General features: G+C 39.8%; 18 protein-coding genes and 1 tRNA gene. 3 read left to right on the plus strand and 16 right to left on the minus strand.

Going from position 1 to position 13,375, the window contains the following annotated elements; genetic code table 11:
- Positions 1-208: 208 nt before the first annotated feature.
- From NCCP2222_RS02160 to NCCP2222_RS02190, 7 genes are all read right to left on the minus strand, one after another.
- The gene (locus NCCP2222_RS02160; protein ID WP_248509181.1) at positions 209-517 is read right to left on the minus strand and encodes a hypothetical protein; all 309 of its coding nucleotides are present in this window, start codon (positions 515-517) and stop codon (positions 209-211) included.
- A gap of 112 nt (positions 518-629) precedes the next feature.
- Entirely contained in the window at positions 630-1,043 is a 414-nt protein-coding gene (locus NCCP2222_RS02165; protein WP_248509182.1) for a DUF6508 domain-containing protein, read from the minus strand.
- A gap of 8 nt (positions 1,044-1,051) precedes the next feature.
- The gene (locus NCCP2222_RS02170) at positions 1,052-1,531 is read right to left on the minus strand and encodes a hypothetical protein (protein ID WP_248509183.1); all 480 of its coding nucleotides are present in this window, start codon (positions 1,529-1,531) and stop codon (positions 1,052-1,054) included.
- 238 nt (positions 1,532-1,769) lie between these two features.
- Positions 1,770-2,453, minus strand: coding sequence for a DUF1963 domain-containing protein (locus NCCP2222_RS02175; RefSeq protein WP_248509185.1), 684 nt, complete (start codon positions 2,451-2,453; stop codon positions 1,770-1,772).
- 12 nt (positions 2,454-2,465) lie between these two features.
- The gene (locus NCCP2222_RS02180) at positions 2,466-2,972 is read right to left on the minus strand and encodes a hypothetical protein (protein ID WP_248509190.1); all 507 of its coding nucleotides are present in this window, start codon (positions 2,970-2,972) and stop codon (positions 2,466-2,468) included.
- A gap of 542 nt (positions 2,973-3,514) precedes the next feature.
- Complete coding sequence (locus NCCP2222_RS02185; RefSeq protein WP_248509191.1) at positions 3,515-3,949, minus strand: SMI1/KNR4 family protein; 435 nt, start codon at positions 3,947-3,949, stop codon at positions 3,515-3,517.
- Between the two features lie 3 nt (positions 3,950-3,952).
- Positions 3,953-4,354 (minus strand): hypothetical protein, encoded by a 402-nt coding sequence (locus NCCP2222_RS02190; protein ID WP_248509192.1) that lies wholly within the window; start codon positions 4,352-4,354, stop codon positions 3,953-3,955.
- Between the two features lie 107 nt (positions 4,355-4,461).
- On the opposite strand from NCCP2222_RS02190, the gene NCCP2222_RS02195 reads away from it, so the two are divergent.
- Positions 4,462-4,857 (plus strand): YkvA family protein, encoded by a 396-nt coding sequence (locus NCCP2222_RS02195; protein WP_248509193.1) that lies wholly within the window; start codon positions 4,462-4,464, stop codon positions 4,855-4,857.
- Positions 4,858-4,971: 114 nt separating this feature from the next.
- Here NCCP2222_RS02195 and NCCP2222_RS02200 read toward each other — a convergent pair whose 3' ends face one another.
- The 3 genes from NCCP2222_RS02200 to NCCP2222_RS02210 form a co-directional block, all read right to left on the minus strand.
- Entirely contained in the window at positions 4,972-5,409 is a 438-nt protein-coding gene (locus tag NCCP2222_RS02200) for a hypothetical protein (protein WP_248509194.1), read from the minus strand.
- A gap of 178 nt (positions 5,410-5,587) precedes the next feature.
- Positions 5,588-6,004, minus strand: a complete 417-nt coding sequence (locus NCCP2222_RS02205) for a metal ABC transporter substrate-binding protein (protein ID WP_248509196.1) — start codon at positions 6,002-6,004, stop codon at positions 5,588-5,590.
- A 404-nt stretch (positions 6,005-6,408) separates the two neighbouring features.
- Entirely contained in the window at positions 6,409-6,693 is a 285-nt protein-coding gene (locus NCCP2222_RS02210; protein ID WP_248509198.1) for a YolC/YozM family protein, read from the minus strand.
- A gap of 477 nt (positions 6,694-7,170) precedes the next feature.
- Here NCCP2222_RS02210 and NCCP2222_RS02215 point away from each other — a divergent pair, with 477 nt between their 5' ends.
- The gene (locus NCCP2222_RS02215) at positions 7,171-7,671 is read left to right on the plus strand and encodes a sigma-70 family RNA polymerase sigma factor (protein ID WP_248509200.1); all 501 of its coding nucleotides are present in this window, start codon (positions 7,171-7,173) and stop codon (positions 7,669-7,671) included.
- Positions 7,668-8,927 (plus strand): DUF4179 domain-containing protein, encoded by a 1,260-nt coding sequence (locus NCCP2222_RS02220; protein ID WP_248509202.1) that lies wholly within the window; start codon positions 7,668-7,670, stop codon positions 8,925-8,927. The genes NCCP2222_RS02215 and NCCP2222_RS02220 overlap by 4 nt, the downstream gene beginning before the upstream one ends.
- Before the next feature lie 674 nt (positions 8,928-9,601).
- Here NCCP2222_RS02220 and NCCP2222_RS02225 read toward each other — a convergent pair.
- The 6 genes from NCCP2222_RS02225 to NCCP2222_RS02250 form a co-directional block, all read right to left on the minus strand.
- Complete coding sequence (locus NCCP2222_RS02225; protein ID WP_248509204.1) at positions 9,602-10,372, minus strand: peptidoglycan DD-metalloendopeptidase family protein; 771 nt, start codon at positions 10,370-10,372, stop codon at positions 9,602-9,604.
- Positions 10,373-10,782: 410 nt separating this feature from the next.
- A tRNA-Arg gene (locus NCCP2222_RS02230) sits at positions 10,783-10,856 on the minus strand.
- 76 nt (positions 10,857-10,932) lie between these two features.
- A complete protein-coding gene (locus tag NCCP2222_RS02235) occupies positions 10,933-11,427 on the minus strand; it encodes a metallophosphoesterase (RefSeq protein WP_248509206.1) in 495 nt (164 codons plus the stop codon).
- Positions 11,424-12,029 carry an XTP/dITP diphosphatase gene (locus tag NCCP2222_RS02240; RefSeq protein ID WP_248509208.1) on the minus strand — a complete coding sequence of 202 codons (606 nt, stop codon included), beginning with the start codon at positions 12,027-12,029 and terminating at the stop codon, positions 11,424-11,426. The genes NCCP2222_RS02235 and NCCP2222_RS02240 overlap by 4 nt, the downstream gene beginning before the upstream one ends.
- On the minus strand, positions 12,026-12,784 hold the full coding sequence (gene rph / locus NCCP2222_RS02245) for a ribonuclease PH (protein ID WP_248509210.1): 759 nt from the start codon (positions 12,782-12,784) through the stop codon (positions 12,026-12,028). The genes NCCP2222_RS02240 and rph overlap by 4 nt, the downstream gene beginning before the upstream one ends.
- 99 nt (positions 12,785-12,883) lie before the next feature.
- Positions 12,884-13,375: glutamate racemase (locus NCCP2222_RS02250; protein ID WP_248509214.1), on the minus strand; the 492-nt coding region annotated here is incomplete at its 5' end.

Below are 13,375 nucleotides of genomic sequence, written 5' to 3' on the forward strand. Positions count from 1 at the left end.
ACCATTGATCTGGACTGAAATATATTTCCATATTAGGAAACCCAATAATTTATTTATATTTAGTAGACGATAAGGTTGCCAATAACGAAAAGACCACTGATAACAATATCAGTGGCCAGAAGCCTTACAAAGGTTGTTTATATATTTGCCTTATATAACCTGTTATCTCTCCATTTCCAACAGATAAACCTGGACTCGTACATATTTATTAGACAAACCCATCCTCCGGTTCACCGACTTCAAATCCCAATGCTTCTGTCGCTTCCCGTTTAAATCTCTTGATCCACGAACTCCACTCACGATCACTCATCTCCGCATAAAATGACAATCCGCTTGGTTCAACGGATGCCATGATAAACACTTCATCTTCTTCCTGTCCGAACCAATAGGGGATTCCATTAGTATAGCCAATCCAGCTTGGCATCCTCTCGTATATCGCGGCTACCTTAGCCCATACTTCATCCGGCATGTAATACCAGATATTTAGATTGCACTTTTGCGAATGTATCTCACTCATTGGTTCCCCTCCTTTGCTTGATAAACCCATCTGTAACGAACGCCTTTACCAAAACACAAGGAAAAGCTATGTTTCCCCCGTATGTTGCTTTCGAAAAACTCAGTCGAAAAGTTTACGTTACCTGCTCCCTGTCCAGTAATTCTTCGAGCCTCGCCAGTATCTTTGTGACATGTCCGTTTAGAATGACGCCATCGAACAATCCCTCCATAAATCGATCGCCTCGTATATAGCTTGTCATCAATTTCCGAAGAGTCTCTACATCCGCTTTCATTACCTGCTCTTCTATATCGTTCTTGATATCCTTATAAATTTCATTTTGGTCCAACCAGCTCTTCCAATCAAACAAGATGAGAAATCCTGTTGCAGACAATTCATCCTGGAATTCATATACTTCTTCACGTTCGAGCATATTCCGTTTTCCCTCTTCGCTTTCTATCGCATCTAGTCTTTGGAAGAAATCGAGAAAGGTGACGAGCTTATGTAGTTCTTCTGGTTTTATTTCTGCAATTGGTTTGATTATCTTCACCTCAAGTTTTATAGCATCTTTTTCAGATGATACTCCTTTAATTTCGCTTCAATGAAAGCCCAAGCACTTGTTACATCCTTGAATACCCAGCCGATTTCCTCTATTTTTTCAGTCCCCCACGGCCCGACAATCAGCGTCCGAACAGCTTCCTCAGAATTTTTTCCGACGAGTACGGCAACAGGAAATGGCCGATCCCTGTACTTATCGCTTCCAATATAAAATACATCTTCCAGTTGATCGCCCCACTCATAGGACAAATCACGCAAATCGATGAGTAATCCACGCGGGTTCCACGCTTCTAAAACGGCTTCACCAATGGCACGCATAAAACGCGCATCTGAATTGCCTTGCGAACCAAATCGATACTCCCCTATAAACTTGAGTATCATGATATCGCAATAATCCACTTCACTCGATTTGCCAATATGGACCTCGTAAGTAAGGTCACTCAAGTCTTCCAACCTTTTTTGTGTCACAGCTATATTCATGGGCTCCTCCGAATCCTAATGGACGTGTTTATCGTAATTTCTTTTTTAATCTCTCGATCGCTTTACTCAACTCGGTTTTATTACTCGCGTCCTTTATCCACCTCGGAAGCCGGCTCGCTAAACTTTGGTTGCTATTTGGGATTCTGCTTCTTAGTTTCGATGTAGCGTAACTCTCCAAGAACAGTAAATGTTCCTTTAAAGGCCCATAACTCTTCATCGCAGCAAGGGGTTCTCAGCATTAATAAAAATCACAATGCACAAACCAATCCTGTTTTTCTTGATTGAAGAAAAAATAAAAACTGCCGCTGTCGACAATGTTGAAAAGAGCCTTTTCATCCGAACTTATTTGAAAAACAAAAGGGTAACTTACCCCAGGAGAAGTTCCGCCTTGGATAAAAGAAGGATACCCCCCCAGTTTATGAGTGGGGTAGATATTTTCCACAATATCTTCGTAATACTCAATATCCTCATCTGCTTCAAGCCGAAGTATTTCATTTTCTATTTCACCAATGCTGTCAGAATCCTCCCAAGCAGGTGTGTCGTTATGTATGAAGGAAGGACTTAATGGAAAAGCCTTTATCTTCTCAGATTGTTTATTTATCTTTTTCAATCCATCCAGTTCCTTATAACAAGTAATTTTGAAAAAAGGAGATAAATCATCCTCGATCATATGATTAAACACATCAAAATCCATGTATATTGTTATCAACCGATAACTGCTCAACTCTTTCGGCACGAACGGTAAATTGTGCAGACACATTGTAAAAATCGGGTCAAAATTGGAAGGTACCGTCTCCCCTTCTTTTCCCCATAAAACATTGCCAATCCAGCTTTCCCCTACTTCCTCTGTCGGCCGGAATCCACCTGTTTGAAAGATGACGGCTTGCTTAAACAGAGCTTTTTTGATTTGCGTGACATTCAACAGTTTCACCTTCTACTCATTTTTCACCTTACATCCACGCCGAAAATCTTCCATTTGTCTCCGCACTACCACTGGGGGTTTTAGTTGGACATGTTCACCTCTATCATTGCAGGTGAATATTCCTTTGAAAACTTCAGGCATGTCATCGTACTGATTCTCTAGTTGCCCATTAAAAACCTTGAAACAATCATAAGGATATTTTTCTAGCAAGTAGGGCATCAAAAAGGCGGAGCGCAAGATTTCATATTCCTCATAATTATAGGGTGTACTCTCAGGGCGCTTTTTTAAAATTTCCAACATCTTTTTCATTAAAACGGCAACTTCTTCTTCGCTTGCAAAGGCGGCATATCCTCTAATGGCGGTAAGTCGCATATCCAGATAGCGTTCTTTTTTAAATGCTTTTAAAAAGAAGTCCTTTCCGTCTTCTGGTAGTTCAAACACGAATTGCTTTAATAAGGCGTTTCGTTTGGCAATATCTTTTGTCTTAAAATATATTTCCGTTGTGCTTAATTCGACCATATACCGTACCTCCATTCTTAAGCTATTATAAAGTGACAATGTTATAAAGAACTACTATGATACTGGACTACGACGAAAAGCGTCGTTCTCCCCCAGGTCAGTTTTTAGAAAAACCGTCTTAGCCCTTTGAGTTGAGTAGTTAATAGTTTTTTCTATCTAGCTGGCATCTATGAGAAGCTGTACATACGTTACCACTTATACTCGGGCTGTTCCAAAGTAGTAGGATCCGGATTGCTGAGCACCCATTGCACAGCAAGTTCATATAATCTCGCAGGTTCATCATTGCCTTTACCGTTGTGAAGTTCTTTTGTTAATGCGACTGAAGTGCAGCTGGATGTGCGTACCAATGCAGAAGTATTGTTTCAAAATCCCCATGTTTGAAAGATGGTAGCCTGTTTAAAATAATGCTTTTTTATTTGCAGGGCATTCAAGTTTTCATCTCCTAATTTGTTGGTCTCCATAAAACAAAGCAATCAGGTCTTGTACAACAATCAATTTATCGAATTAAGGTCTTGGAAACTTTCATATTTAACCATCTTTATCTATGTAGTAATTTCTCCAGTAATCCAACCTTTAATAAATTCTTCTAATGATGAAGCAACCCACATTCTGCTATCATCTTCGTGATTCCACACATATATATCCTCTGCTTGAATATTTCCATTCACCAACTTATATCCAAATAAGTCACCACAGCCGCTATCCGAAAAAAATAACAAGTTGTCAAATGGCTTATACAAGTCTTCATTATCACCTAAACCTCTAAAAAACAAATTATCCCGTACAATTTGTGCAGTTGACCATATTAAAGGACAGCCAAAACAGTCAAAAACTCCATTCGTTTCACTCAGTAATGTAAACAACTTTTGTGGAGCATTCACATTTAGTTCCTCTGAAATGCGAATTATTTCAGCATTAGTTGCTGGGGGCTGGAAGAAGTATTCTTTTGACACCGAGCATATATAGTCCTTCCACATCAGTTAACACCATCCTTCCAAACTATAATAAACATCATCCCTTCCCCATCGCCTTAAGAGGAAATGATGAACATATTCATCTAAGGACATTTCATATTTCGTTTCTGCTTCATCACTTCCCCATAAATACTTTGTATCACTTATTTCACTAATCTCCTTTTTTGATAAGTTAACATACTGCCCCCCATATCCATCGGGATAACCAAAATCTGTATAGAACGCTAAGGTAACTCCGTGTTCCGGATCAACCTTCTCATCTATTTTTCCATAGTTCGACTCCTTCAATAGTGAAAATATTTCATCCGACAATGCTAATAAGTCTTTTTCAGTTTCTTTTTCTGAACTATCTTTTTCTGCTGCTGAAGTAACCTGTTGCCTTTCGCCTTCATTACAGCCATACAGCAATAGTGATCGAAATCCTCCTGTTAACCTTTTATTCGAACTTCATGATAAATCATTTGTTTACCTCACAATTTATCTAATTTATACTAATTAAATTAGGGAGGATAACAATGGATACGATAAATAAACTTAAAAACTTTGCACGAAAACTAAAAAGTAATTTATTCGTTCTATATCTATCTTACAAGGATTCTCGAACTCCTTTGTTCGCCAAGATATTCGCAATATGTGTTGTAGCCTATGCTTTCAGTCCAATTGATTTAATCCCAGATTTTATACCTGTTTTAGGATATCTTGATGACCTAATTATTGTCCCTCTAGGTATATCATTGGCTCTTAAATTAATCCCATCCCAAGTAATAGAAGAAAATAGAGTTAGAGCTGAAGAAATTAAAGAAGACGGTAAACCAAAAAATTGGTTTGTTGGTGCTCTTTTTATCTTTGTCTGGATCTTAATTGCTTTATGGGTTGGAAAACTATTATATAGCTGGTTCTATCAGAGCTAATACATAAAGAGCTATGTTGAAACCAACCCGCCATGTTTCAGAACATTGTGAGCCAGCTAAAAGCTCAATGTTCTTCGCATAAAGCAGCCGTTAGTTGAATAACTATTTTCTTTCTTAAAGTTCTTTTCCAGTGATTATATTAAATAAATCTTCTGATTCCTTTACTGGCAGTTTGATATATTTTGCCTGCCCCTCAGCAATTATCTCTAATCTATCCCTATTTGGTGTCACCCATATTGCATAGTTAATCGAACCTAAGGTAAAACGATATTCAGGAGGAAGTGCCATATCCACCTCAATGTGTTCTTTCCATTCAGCGTTTTCAAATATCTCGACAACGGTCTCTATTTCATCCGATGTAACAACTTCTTTTAGACTTTTATACCCTTCACTTTGGCGCTCTTCTACTGTAAACGGTCTTATTTTAATTTGTTCAGTTTGTTGTGTCTCTGCTTTTGAAGCTTTTATTCTTTCTTCTTGATGACAGCCAACTAATACACAAAGCAATACCATAAATAATGTAAAAGCAACTATCCTTTTTATACATAACACCCCTTATAATTAGACGTTACTTTTAAGAGAAAGGCTCATTTCCTAATTCAACTAACCTGCCCTGTTAATTGAATAAGAAAAAAGAGCCGTCTAAGCAGCTCAATCATCTTCAAGAAAGTAACCGTTACTTTAATAGCATTTTCTCTTTACTAGTAAGTTGTGCAATAAACGAACCGTTTTATCGACCTACAATAAACTTACCAATAATAGTCTCTCCATCAACGTCATACAAAGGAATTTCTCTTGGTTTAGTTTCTTTTGTGAGTCTTACGGCTTCTGCAGGAGTTCTAGGCTGAGGACCTTCCAAATCTACTTTTTTAACATAACCTATTTTTCCGTTTTCACCTAATGCCGACAGTAAATCAGGTTCTCCGAGAGCAATCGTCGCGTCTCCCATATTAGGACCATAAGTTTGCCCATTATCATTTATTGGATAGCGGCCATTTTCTAAAATACTATCCCGGGTCGGTATAAAGACTTCCTTCTTTATTTCACTACTATTTTTATCATCTGCCTTTGGGGATGTTTCTTTTTGTGAACAGCCAACTAACAAGAATAACGTAATTATTGCCGAGACAAATATATTCTTACTCATTTTCTCCCCCCTCATCATTGGAAGACCTTCCAGTTAAACTAAACTGCTGCAGGCTTAATTTTTTCATTTTGGCAAAATAATAATGGCAATTGACTCTAATAGAGGAAAAGAGTAAGCAAGGTAAGAAAACGGATTATAGATTACCTTAACCATCCCTAGATTAGAGAACGTCGTCTAATACTTAGAGGGTGAATACTTGAATCTAGCAGAATTTATCTGCCATTTCTATCCCCTGGTTGAATAACTCTAGCGCAATAAAATTGCAGAAACGAAACGTAGTGGTCGATACTTAGCTTAGGTATTGCAAGAAATTAGGCTAATCAAAGCTATCGAAAGGAACAATCAAAATTCAGAAATAAGTTTTCTCGTAGATGGCAGATCCCAAGGTAGTTCTCCATACAAAATCACGACCACCGTGAGAATATTTCAATTTCATAATGTCTCAAGTCATCCTTAAACAAATTTTCTTTTAAATACTTTTCAACTTCGGGTATATCATTTTTATCGTAAACATCTATCGATATAACAGGATCTGTAATACCAATTTGAGTACTTTGTATTTCAAATTTTTCAGATAAAGAATTGACAACCCGTGTTGTACTGTATGGCTCTTTTTGCATGTACCAAAAGATGATCGCTAGTACAATTACACTTGATAAAATTAAAACTCCAGGTTTACTTTTAATCATTCTTTCCCCTCCATTAGTTTTTTATCTCTCGTAAATTTCATCGTTCACAGATCCAATTCTCTTCACAAAAACTGATTTACAATTACACACAGAATAACAGATATATCCATATGTTTCATTAGTTTACGGATAAATGCTCATTCCGACAAGATATTTCACCAATTGTGAAGAGGAATGTATAGTAAAAAATTCCTACGAATATTTTATTCACCCTATAGGTTACAGGAAACGTTCCAGGAGGGATTCCAACCACGGACCGTATGCTTAGAAGACGTATGCTATATCCATCAGAGCTAAGGATACATTAATCATTTCTTAGATTTCGGGGATATGATCGAATTCATTTATAAGATTGAAAGTCTTTTTGAACTAATTCTAACAAAAGAAGTACCTTCTGTAGATTAGTTGAAGGTAGGAAAAACTTTTTTGAACGAAAAGAAGAAAGGCTGCGTCTAATTAAGGAAGGAGGCGATAAGGATGGAAGTTGACATCGTGCAGCGTGCTATTAGTGGGAATCATCAAGCGATACTTTCACTGATTGAAATGGATGAAGAGATTTTATATCGCATGGCTTTTACATATATGAAAAATGAACAAGACACTTTAGACGTAATGCAGGAGTTAATTTACAAGGCACTAAAAAAAATGCATACCGTTAAAAAGCAGGAATATGCCAGAACATGGCTCGTCCGAGTGTTAATCAATTGTTGTAAAGACCATTTAAGGAAACGACAACCAACCGTTCCAATTGAAGAACATCACCTATCTGGATGGGTCATCTATTCTGATTTGGAGCGACTACTGGAACAATTATCTTTGTCGGAGCAACAACTCGTCTATATGAAATATTTTCAACAACTAAAAAACAAAGAAATTGCAGAACTTAATCAAATTCCGGAAGGCACGGTAAAGTCTAAGCTTCACCACATATTAAAGAAGCTAAGAAATTCCGCCGGAGAAAAGGAGGACTGGCTATGAGTAAACTACCACCGATTGCCGTTCCAAAGGAGAAACTTCAACAAATTCGAATAGATACCTTACGTAAAGTTCAGCGAGAAAAAAGAACAAAGAAGCGTATTGTACCTGTGGCACTAGTTGCTTTGTTTTGCATAACTATTCTATTTTCAATTCGTGTTTCTCCTACTTTTGCTGGTTATATTGCAAAAATACCTGGTTTTAATGCACTTGTATCTGCGGTTAGAACCGATGCTGGGATAGAAGACATTGTAGACAATCAATACTTTGAAGAGATCAATGTAACGGAGTCTGAAAAGGGCCTATCGTTAACATTGCAAGGCGTGATTGCTGATCATTCGGGCTTTGTACTCTTTTATGATGCCGATGCTTTATTTGATATGTCGAATTTATACTTAAATGACGTTCAATTGTTCCAGGGAGACGTTGAAATACCAGGTCCGCGTTTTACCAGTCATTCAGATAATCAACAATACATTTCTTCTTTAGTAGAATATAGCTTTTCAGAGCCAATCGTTTATACTACGAAGGAATTTAAGGCCGTTTTTCATTTTGAGGATGTAGATAAGGGGAATATTGAAATAACGATACCATTTACATTACAAAACGAAATCGCTCTAGAAAAAGTGATTGCTGTGAATCGTATTGTAGATATAGACGGTCAGAAATTTACAATAACACAAATTCGACGATCTCCATTAAAAACGGCCATAGATATTGAATTAGATGAAGCGAATACAATGCAAATATTAGCTTTTGATGATATTGCAGTCATGACGGATAGTGGTGAGCGAAGATATAGTATCGTAAATGGAATTGCAAAACACGGTGATATCCGTGACGGTAAAATTACGCTCAATGTGCAAAGTAATTATTTTCACGAGACAGATTCCCTCACCATTAATATTGGGGCTGTTCAAGCAGTTCCAAAGGGCGAGGATTTTATAGAAGTCGATTTTGGCACAAAAGAAGTACTCACGAAACCTGATTATTTCGATTGGGAAATTTCCGTAGAACAGCAAGAAATAGCAGTTGCTGTAAGAAAAGGGGAGAATGGACGCAAATTTTTAAGGTTATATAATGCTGTAAAGGAAGATGGTACGCCGTTAAAAATTACAGAGATGAAAATTTCAAGAGATGAGCAGTACGAAATTGAGACGACGAAATTTCAAGATTATGATGGAACAGCAAAAATATACTTTGACTATTACTTCAATCCGATTGGAGAAAACATCGAACTGGATATTCCATTGCAATAAAAGTGATATTTAGTAAGACGTTGGCAATAGCATGTAAAGAATGTAAAGAAATATACTTATTCCATTGGGGTTTACTTTAATAAATACAGGACTTGTGTTAATGGATGCAGGTCCTTTTGTTATGTTATGCTCTCACAATGGCCAATTCAATGGCTGTTTTATCTCACCCTATTCTTGCATTATAAGCTCCAGAAAACGTTAGTTAGAAAGACAAAAAAACGACTATGTCCTATTGATGATCATTCCTAAATTTTAATGTTGTACTTGTCATATTAATTATAAATAAAGTTATATACATACACCTGAACACCCAATTGAAACCAAAATACACATCACACGTTATTAATATTAATAAAACAAAAACATGGAAACATAATAGCGTTTTGTATTCATTCGTACTTCACTCCTTAATCTGATGTTAATAAATTTAACACTTAACTAAGCCCTATCCGATCAAGGACCCGTTGACTAAACTCAGGTAGTGTTTTGTTGGTGGATCGGTTCAAAGTAAGTAGTTTATTTATCAAACGTGCCACTTGACACCCTCATTATAGTACATTTATTACGATTATTATTTAGTATTTAAAATGCCCTATCCATTAAATGACAGGGCAAGTCTGCAAAAATATATTTAAAAAGTAACGTTTAATAGACCCGTTCATAGGATAGGTAGATTATTTCGCAAGCTTATCATGGAAACGTTTGAGAACCGTTGCGAATTGTTCGCGAGTCAAGGGCTCTTTCGGACGTTCTCCGTTGAGATAGCCTTGTTCCTTCGCCCACTCCCACGCTTCTTTATGCGACGGGCTGACGATGTCTACGTTTGGTTCTGGCATGACCGGTTCCTCCTCTGTAATATAGGTAGGCAATGCTTTGACGATTGATTCGACTGTTAAACGCCCAGCCACCCCGTCAGCCGTAAGCTTATTCTTACTTTGATAGTCTGTGACAGCATTAATTGTTGCGACGCCATAGATGCCATCTTCAGTAAGCTTGTACCCTAACTTATTTAAGTTTCGCTGCAACTCCCTTACATCGGGATCTTCGATGTAAAGTAATGGATTCACGTTATTTTTGTAATTGCCTGGCCATGTGCCCGTACTAATTTCAAAATGCAAATGGATGCCTGTTGCTCCACCGCTCATCCCTTTAACTCCGATTTTTTGGCCTTGTCCAACTGACTGGCCGACAATTACACTGATGGAAGCCAGATGAAGGTATGCTGTTTCCCATCCGTTGGGATGCTTGATAACAATGTAATTACCCGCCGACTTATGTCCACGCCCGATAAATCGTACTACCCCCTGCCCCGCTGCCATTATTGTATTGTCTTTGTCATCACCAAAGTCTACACCCCAATGTGGCTGAACGTTGCCGGTAATAGGGTGTTTCCGCTCAAGAGTGTAAAGAGAGGTAATCGGACCGTAACACGGTTTTATAAACATTACTTCAACCCCTTTCGCTTTAATCTTTCCTCCTGTCCCTTTGACTTATCCGTTAGGAGGGAATGGTTCTTCCATATACCATATGCGACAAGTTCTAATGGGACAAAGGATAGAAGCATATTGGGAAACGCCTGAATCGTATCTTCATTAAAGGAATTTTCCCAATGTTCATTGCCTGCTAAAATAAAAAGATGCTATCAAGAGCACCCCCGGTACGCACCTGTGTTTATGTAAACGAGAAGTTCGCATCTTATAATCCTGACTTTTTCGACAAAAAAAATCCTCCATTCAGTTGAATCGGAAGATACATTTCGTTGATATAAAAAAGGGATTCTGCACAGTGACTGAAGCACTGACAGAATCCCATCTTAGTCACAAATCATTTCAATAATTTGTGACTGGTTCAATTACGTCCCAGGCAGGATTCGAACCTGCGACCGCACGCTTAGAAGGCGTGTGCTCTATCCAGCTGAGCTACTGAGACATGCTCTTGGTACTCCAACGTTTCCCAAGGACAAATTTTATTATAAGCAGGTTGCGCAATAAAGTCAACGGTATTCTTAAAAATTCTTTATTTGCAATGTATCGACCAATTCATTGTGCGGATTGACAAATGAGACAGTTGCGTCCTGCTCCCATTCGATAATGGCGTAGGTCGGTTCTTTCCCTCTTCTCGGCAAAACAGGACTGCCGGGATTAAGAAATAAAATGTCGTCTTTCATTTCTGCTCCATACAGATGGGTATGGCCGAATAGGACAATGTCCGCCTTCTGTTCGAGTGCTTCATAGTAAAGGGGCAACAGGGACCGATTGCAGTCATGCTGATGTCCATGTACGACGAGAATCTGTTTATTCCCGACGCGCTGAACGACTTGGTCCGGAAATTGACGTTCCCGGTCGCAATTGCCTTTCACTGTTCTCATTGTTTTCCATACGGCTGCATCCAGGGTCAGTTCACTGTCACCGCAGTGAAAGATGGCGTCGGCAGGCATAGCGGAAACGGCCTGCACCGTTTCCAAATCGCCATGCGTATCACTTAATACTATGATTTTCATGCCTGTCCCTGTAACCATTCCGGCAAAAATGTTTTCAGCTGGGCTAGAGCGGCACCCCGATGCGAGATCGCACCTTTCTCTTCAGGTGCCATTTGTGCCATGGTGCGCTCTTTCTCCGGGTAATAGAAGACGGGATCGTACCCAAATCCGTTCGAACCTCTTCTTTCATCCAATATGAGCCCCTCGCAGCTGCCTGAGAAGGTTCTTGTTTCGATACCTGGTCCTGCAACCGCCAGAACGCAACGAAATCGCGCTGTGCGATTCGCTTCAGAAACGTTTTCTAGCTCGCTTAACAGTTTATCGATATTGGCATCGTCTTTTTTAGCGGGACCCGCGTAACGAGCCGAGTAGACGCCAGGAGCGCCGTCCAGTGCATCGACTTCTAAACCGCTGTCGTCTGCAATGACGGGAATTTGCAATAAGCGGGATACCGTTTCTGCTTTTAAGATTGCATTTTCTTCAAAAGTCGTGCCTGTCTCTTCTACGTCAATGTCTTCTTCCAGATCATTCAACGTCAGGACCTTTACGCCGAATGGCCCTAACAGTGCTTCAAAATCTTTTGCCTTGCCGGCATTGTTCGTTGCAATCAACACTTGTTTCATTCTGCTTCCTCTTCTTTCTTTCCAATCAAGTGACCCGCTTCGCCTAAGACTTGTTTCTGCTGTTCAAACAGCTCTCGGATTCCCTTTTCAGCCAAATCCAACAGTCCATTCATTTCATCACGGGAAAACGTCGATTCCTCTCCAGTGCCTTGAATTTCAACGTACTGGCCACTGCCTGTCATGACGACATTCATGTCGACCGCCGCCGAGGAATCTTCTATATAATCAAGATCCACAATCAATGTGCCTTCTTCTGTTTTACCGACACTTGTTGCCGCCAAGAAATCGATAATCGGGAAAGCCTTGAGTTCTTTCTCTTTCGATAGCTTTGTTACCGCTAGGACCATTGCCACAAACGCTCCTGTGATCGAAGCTGTACGGGTTCCCCCATCTGCCTGGATGACGTCACAGTCTATCCAAATCGTCCTTTCACCGAGCGCTTCCAAGTTGGTGACAGCACGCATGGCTCTGCCGATCAGCCTCTGGATTTCCATCGTTCTCCCGCCTACCTTGCCACGAGACGATTCTCGCTGCGTCCGTTGCCCCGTAGCGCGCGGAAGCATGGAATACTCAGCAGTCACCCATCCTTTGCCGCTCCCTCTTAAAAAAGGCGGTACGCGCTCCTCAATGGATGCGGTGCAAATTACTTTTGTATTGCCAACCGTTATGAGGACAGAGCCTTCCGGATGCAATAAATAATCGGTCTCAATGGAAACCGGGCGGATCATTTCTTCTGTTCTTCCGTCATGTCTCATGCCGGTCACCTCCACGTAATCAGTACAGCCATCATCTTACCATAGTCCGTTTCCTCAAATCAAAAAACCGGATATCCTTTTTACAGGATACCCGGGCCGTTATAATTTTATCTGTTGTACAATCGGTTCCTCGATCTCCAGCCAATCTGATACGATGGAGCGGAATTCATGCACCTCTCCTGTCGTATAGAAAATAGGCGTTGCCGCGGAGGCTACATCGCTCGCGAGCCCGTTTGCCATCAAAGCTTTTTCCACATCATGCACGGTCTCGTTAGCAGAGGAAACGATCGTTACATCGCTTCGCAGCTGCGCTTTAATATGGTCATGCAAGAGTGGATAATGGGTGCACCCCAATATCGCTGTATCGAACGCCACCTCTTGAAGCGGCTTCAGTGTCTGATGGATGATTCCGCTGACTTCATTCGTCTTATATCTGCCGCTTTCGACAATTGGAACGAAATCCGGACAAGCCAATTGAAAAACAGAAGCACGGGACGACAACAGATGAATTGCTTCCGCATACGCCTCACTATTTACAGTGCCCACGGTTCCGAGAACGACAATCTCACCGGTCGCTGATGCTTGCAATGC

This window comes from Sporosarcina sp. NCCP-2222 (genome assembly GCF_023168145.1).
Lineage (GTDB): Bacteria > Bacillota > Bacilli > Bacillales_A > Planococcaceae > Sporosarcina.

What these genes read in the sequence shown, in the direction of transcription:
- NCCP2222_RS02215 (WP_248509200.1), top strand. Translation starts at nt 7,171, where the DNA reads ATGGAAGTTGACATCGTGCAGCGTGCTATTAGTGGGAATCATCAAGCG.
- NCCP2222_RS02195 (WP_248509193.1), top strand. Translation starts at nt 4,462, where the DNA reads ATGGATACGATAAATAAACTTAAAAACTTTGCACGAAAACTAAAAAGT.
- NCCP2222_RS02235 (WP_248509206.1), bottom strand. Translation starts at nt 11,427, where the DNA reads ATGAAAATCATAGTATTAAGTGATACGCATGGCGATTTGGAAACGGTG.
- NCCP2222_RS02240 (WP_248509208.1), bottom strand. Translation starts at nt 12,029, where the DNA reads ATGAAACAAGTGTTGATTGCAACGAACAATGCCGGCAAGGCAAAAGAT.
- NCCP2222_RS02185 (WP_248509191.1), bottom strand. Translation starts at nt 3,949, where the DNA reads ATGTGGAAGGACTATATATGCTCGGTGTCAAAAGAATACTTCTTCCAG.
- rph (WP_248509210.1), bottom strand. Translation starts at nt 12,784, where the DNA reads ATGAGACATGACGGAAGAACAGAAGAAATGATCCGCCCGGTTTCCATT.
- NCCP2222_RS02170 (WP_248509183.1), bottom strand. Translation starts at nt 1,531, where the DNA reads ATGAATATAGCTGTGACACAAAAAAGGTTGGAAGACTTGAGTGACCTT.
- NCCP2222_RS02160 (WP_248509181.1), bottom strand. Translation starts at nt 517, where the DNA reads ATGAGTGAGATACATTCGCAAAAGTGCAATCTAAATATCTGGTATTAC.
- NCCP2222_RS02205 (WP_248509196.1), bottom strand. Translation starts at nt 6,004, where the DNA reads ATGAGTAAGAATATATTTGTCTCGGCAATAATTACGTTATTCTTGTTA.
- NCCP2222_RS02210 (WP_248509198.1), bottom strand. Translation starts at nt 6,693, where the DNA reads ATGATTAAAAGTAAACCTGGAGTTTTAATTTTATCAAGTGTAATTGTA.
- NCCP2222_RS02225 (WP_248509204.1), bottom strand. Translation starts at nt 10,372, where the DNA reads ATGTTTATAAAACCGTGTTACGGTCCGATTACCTCTCTTTACACTCTT.
- NCCP2222_RS02180 (WP_248509190.1), bottom strand. Translation starts at nt 2,972, where the DNA reads ATGGTCGAATTAAGCACAACGGAAATATATTTTAAGACAAAAGATATT.
- NCCP2222_RS02220 (WP_248509202.1), top strand. Translation starts at nt 7,668, where the DNA reads ATGAGTAAACTACCACCGATTGCCGTTCCAAAGGAGAAACTTCAACAA.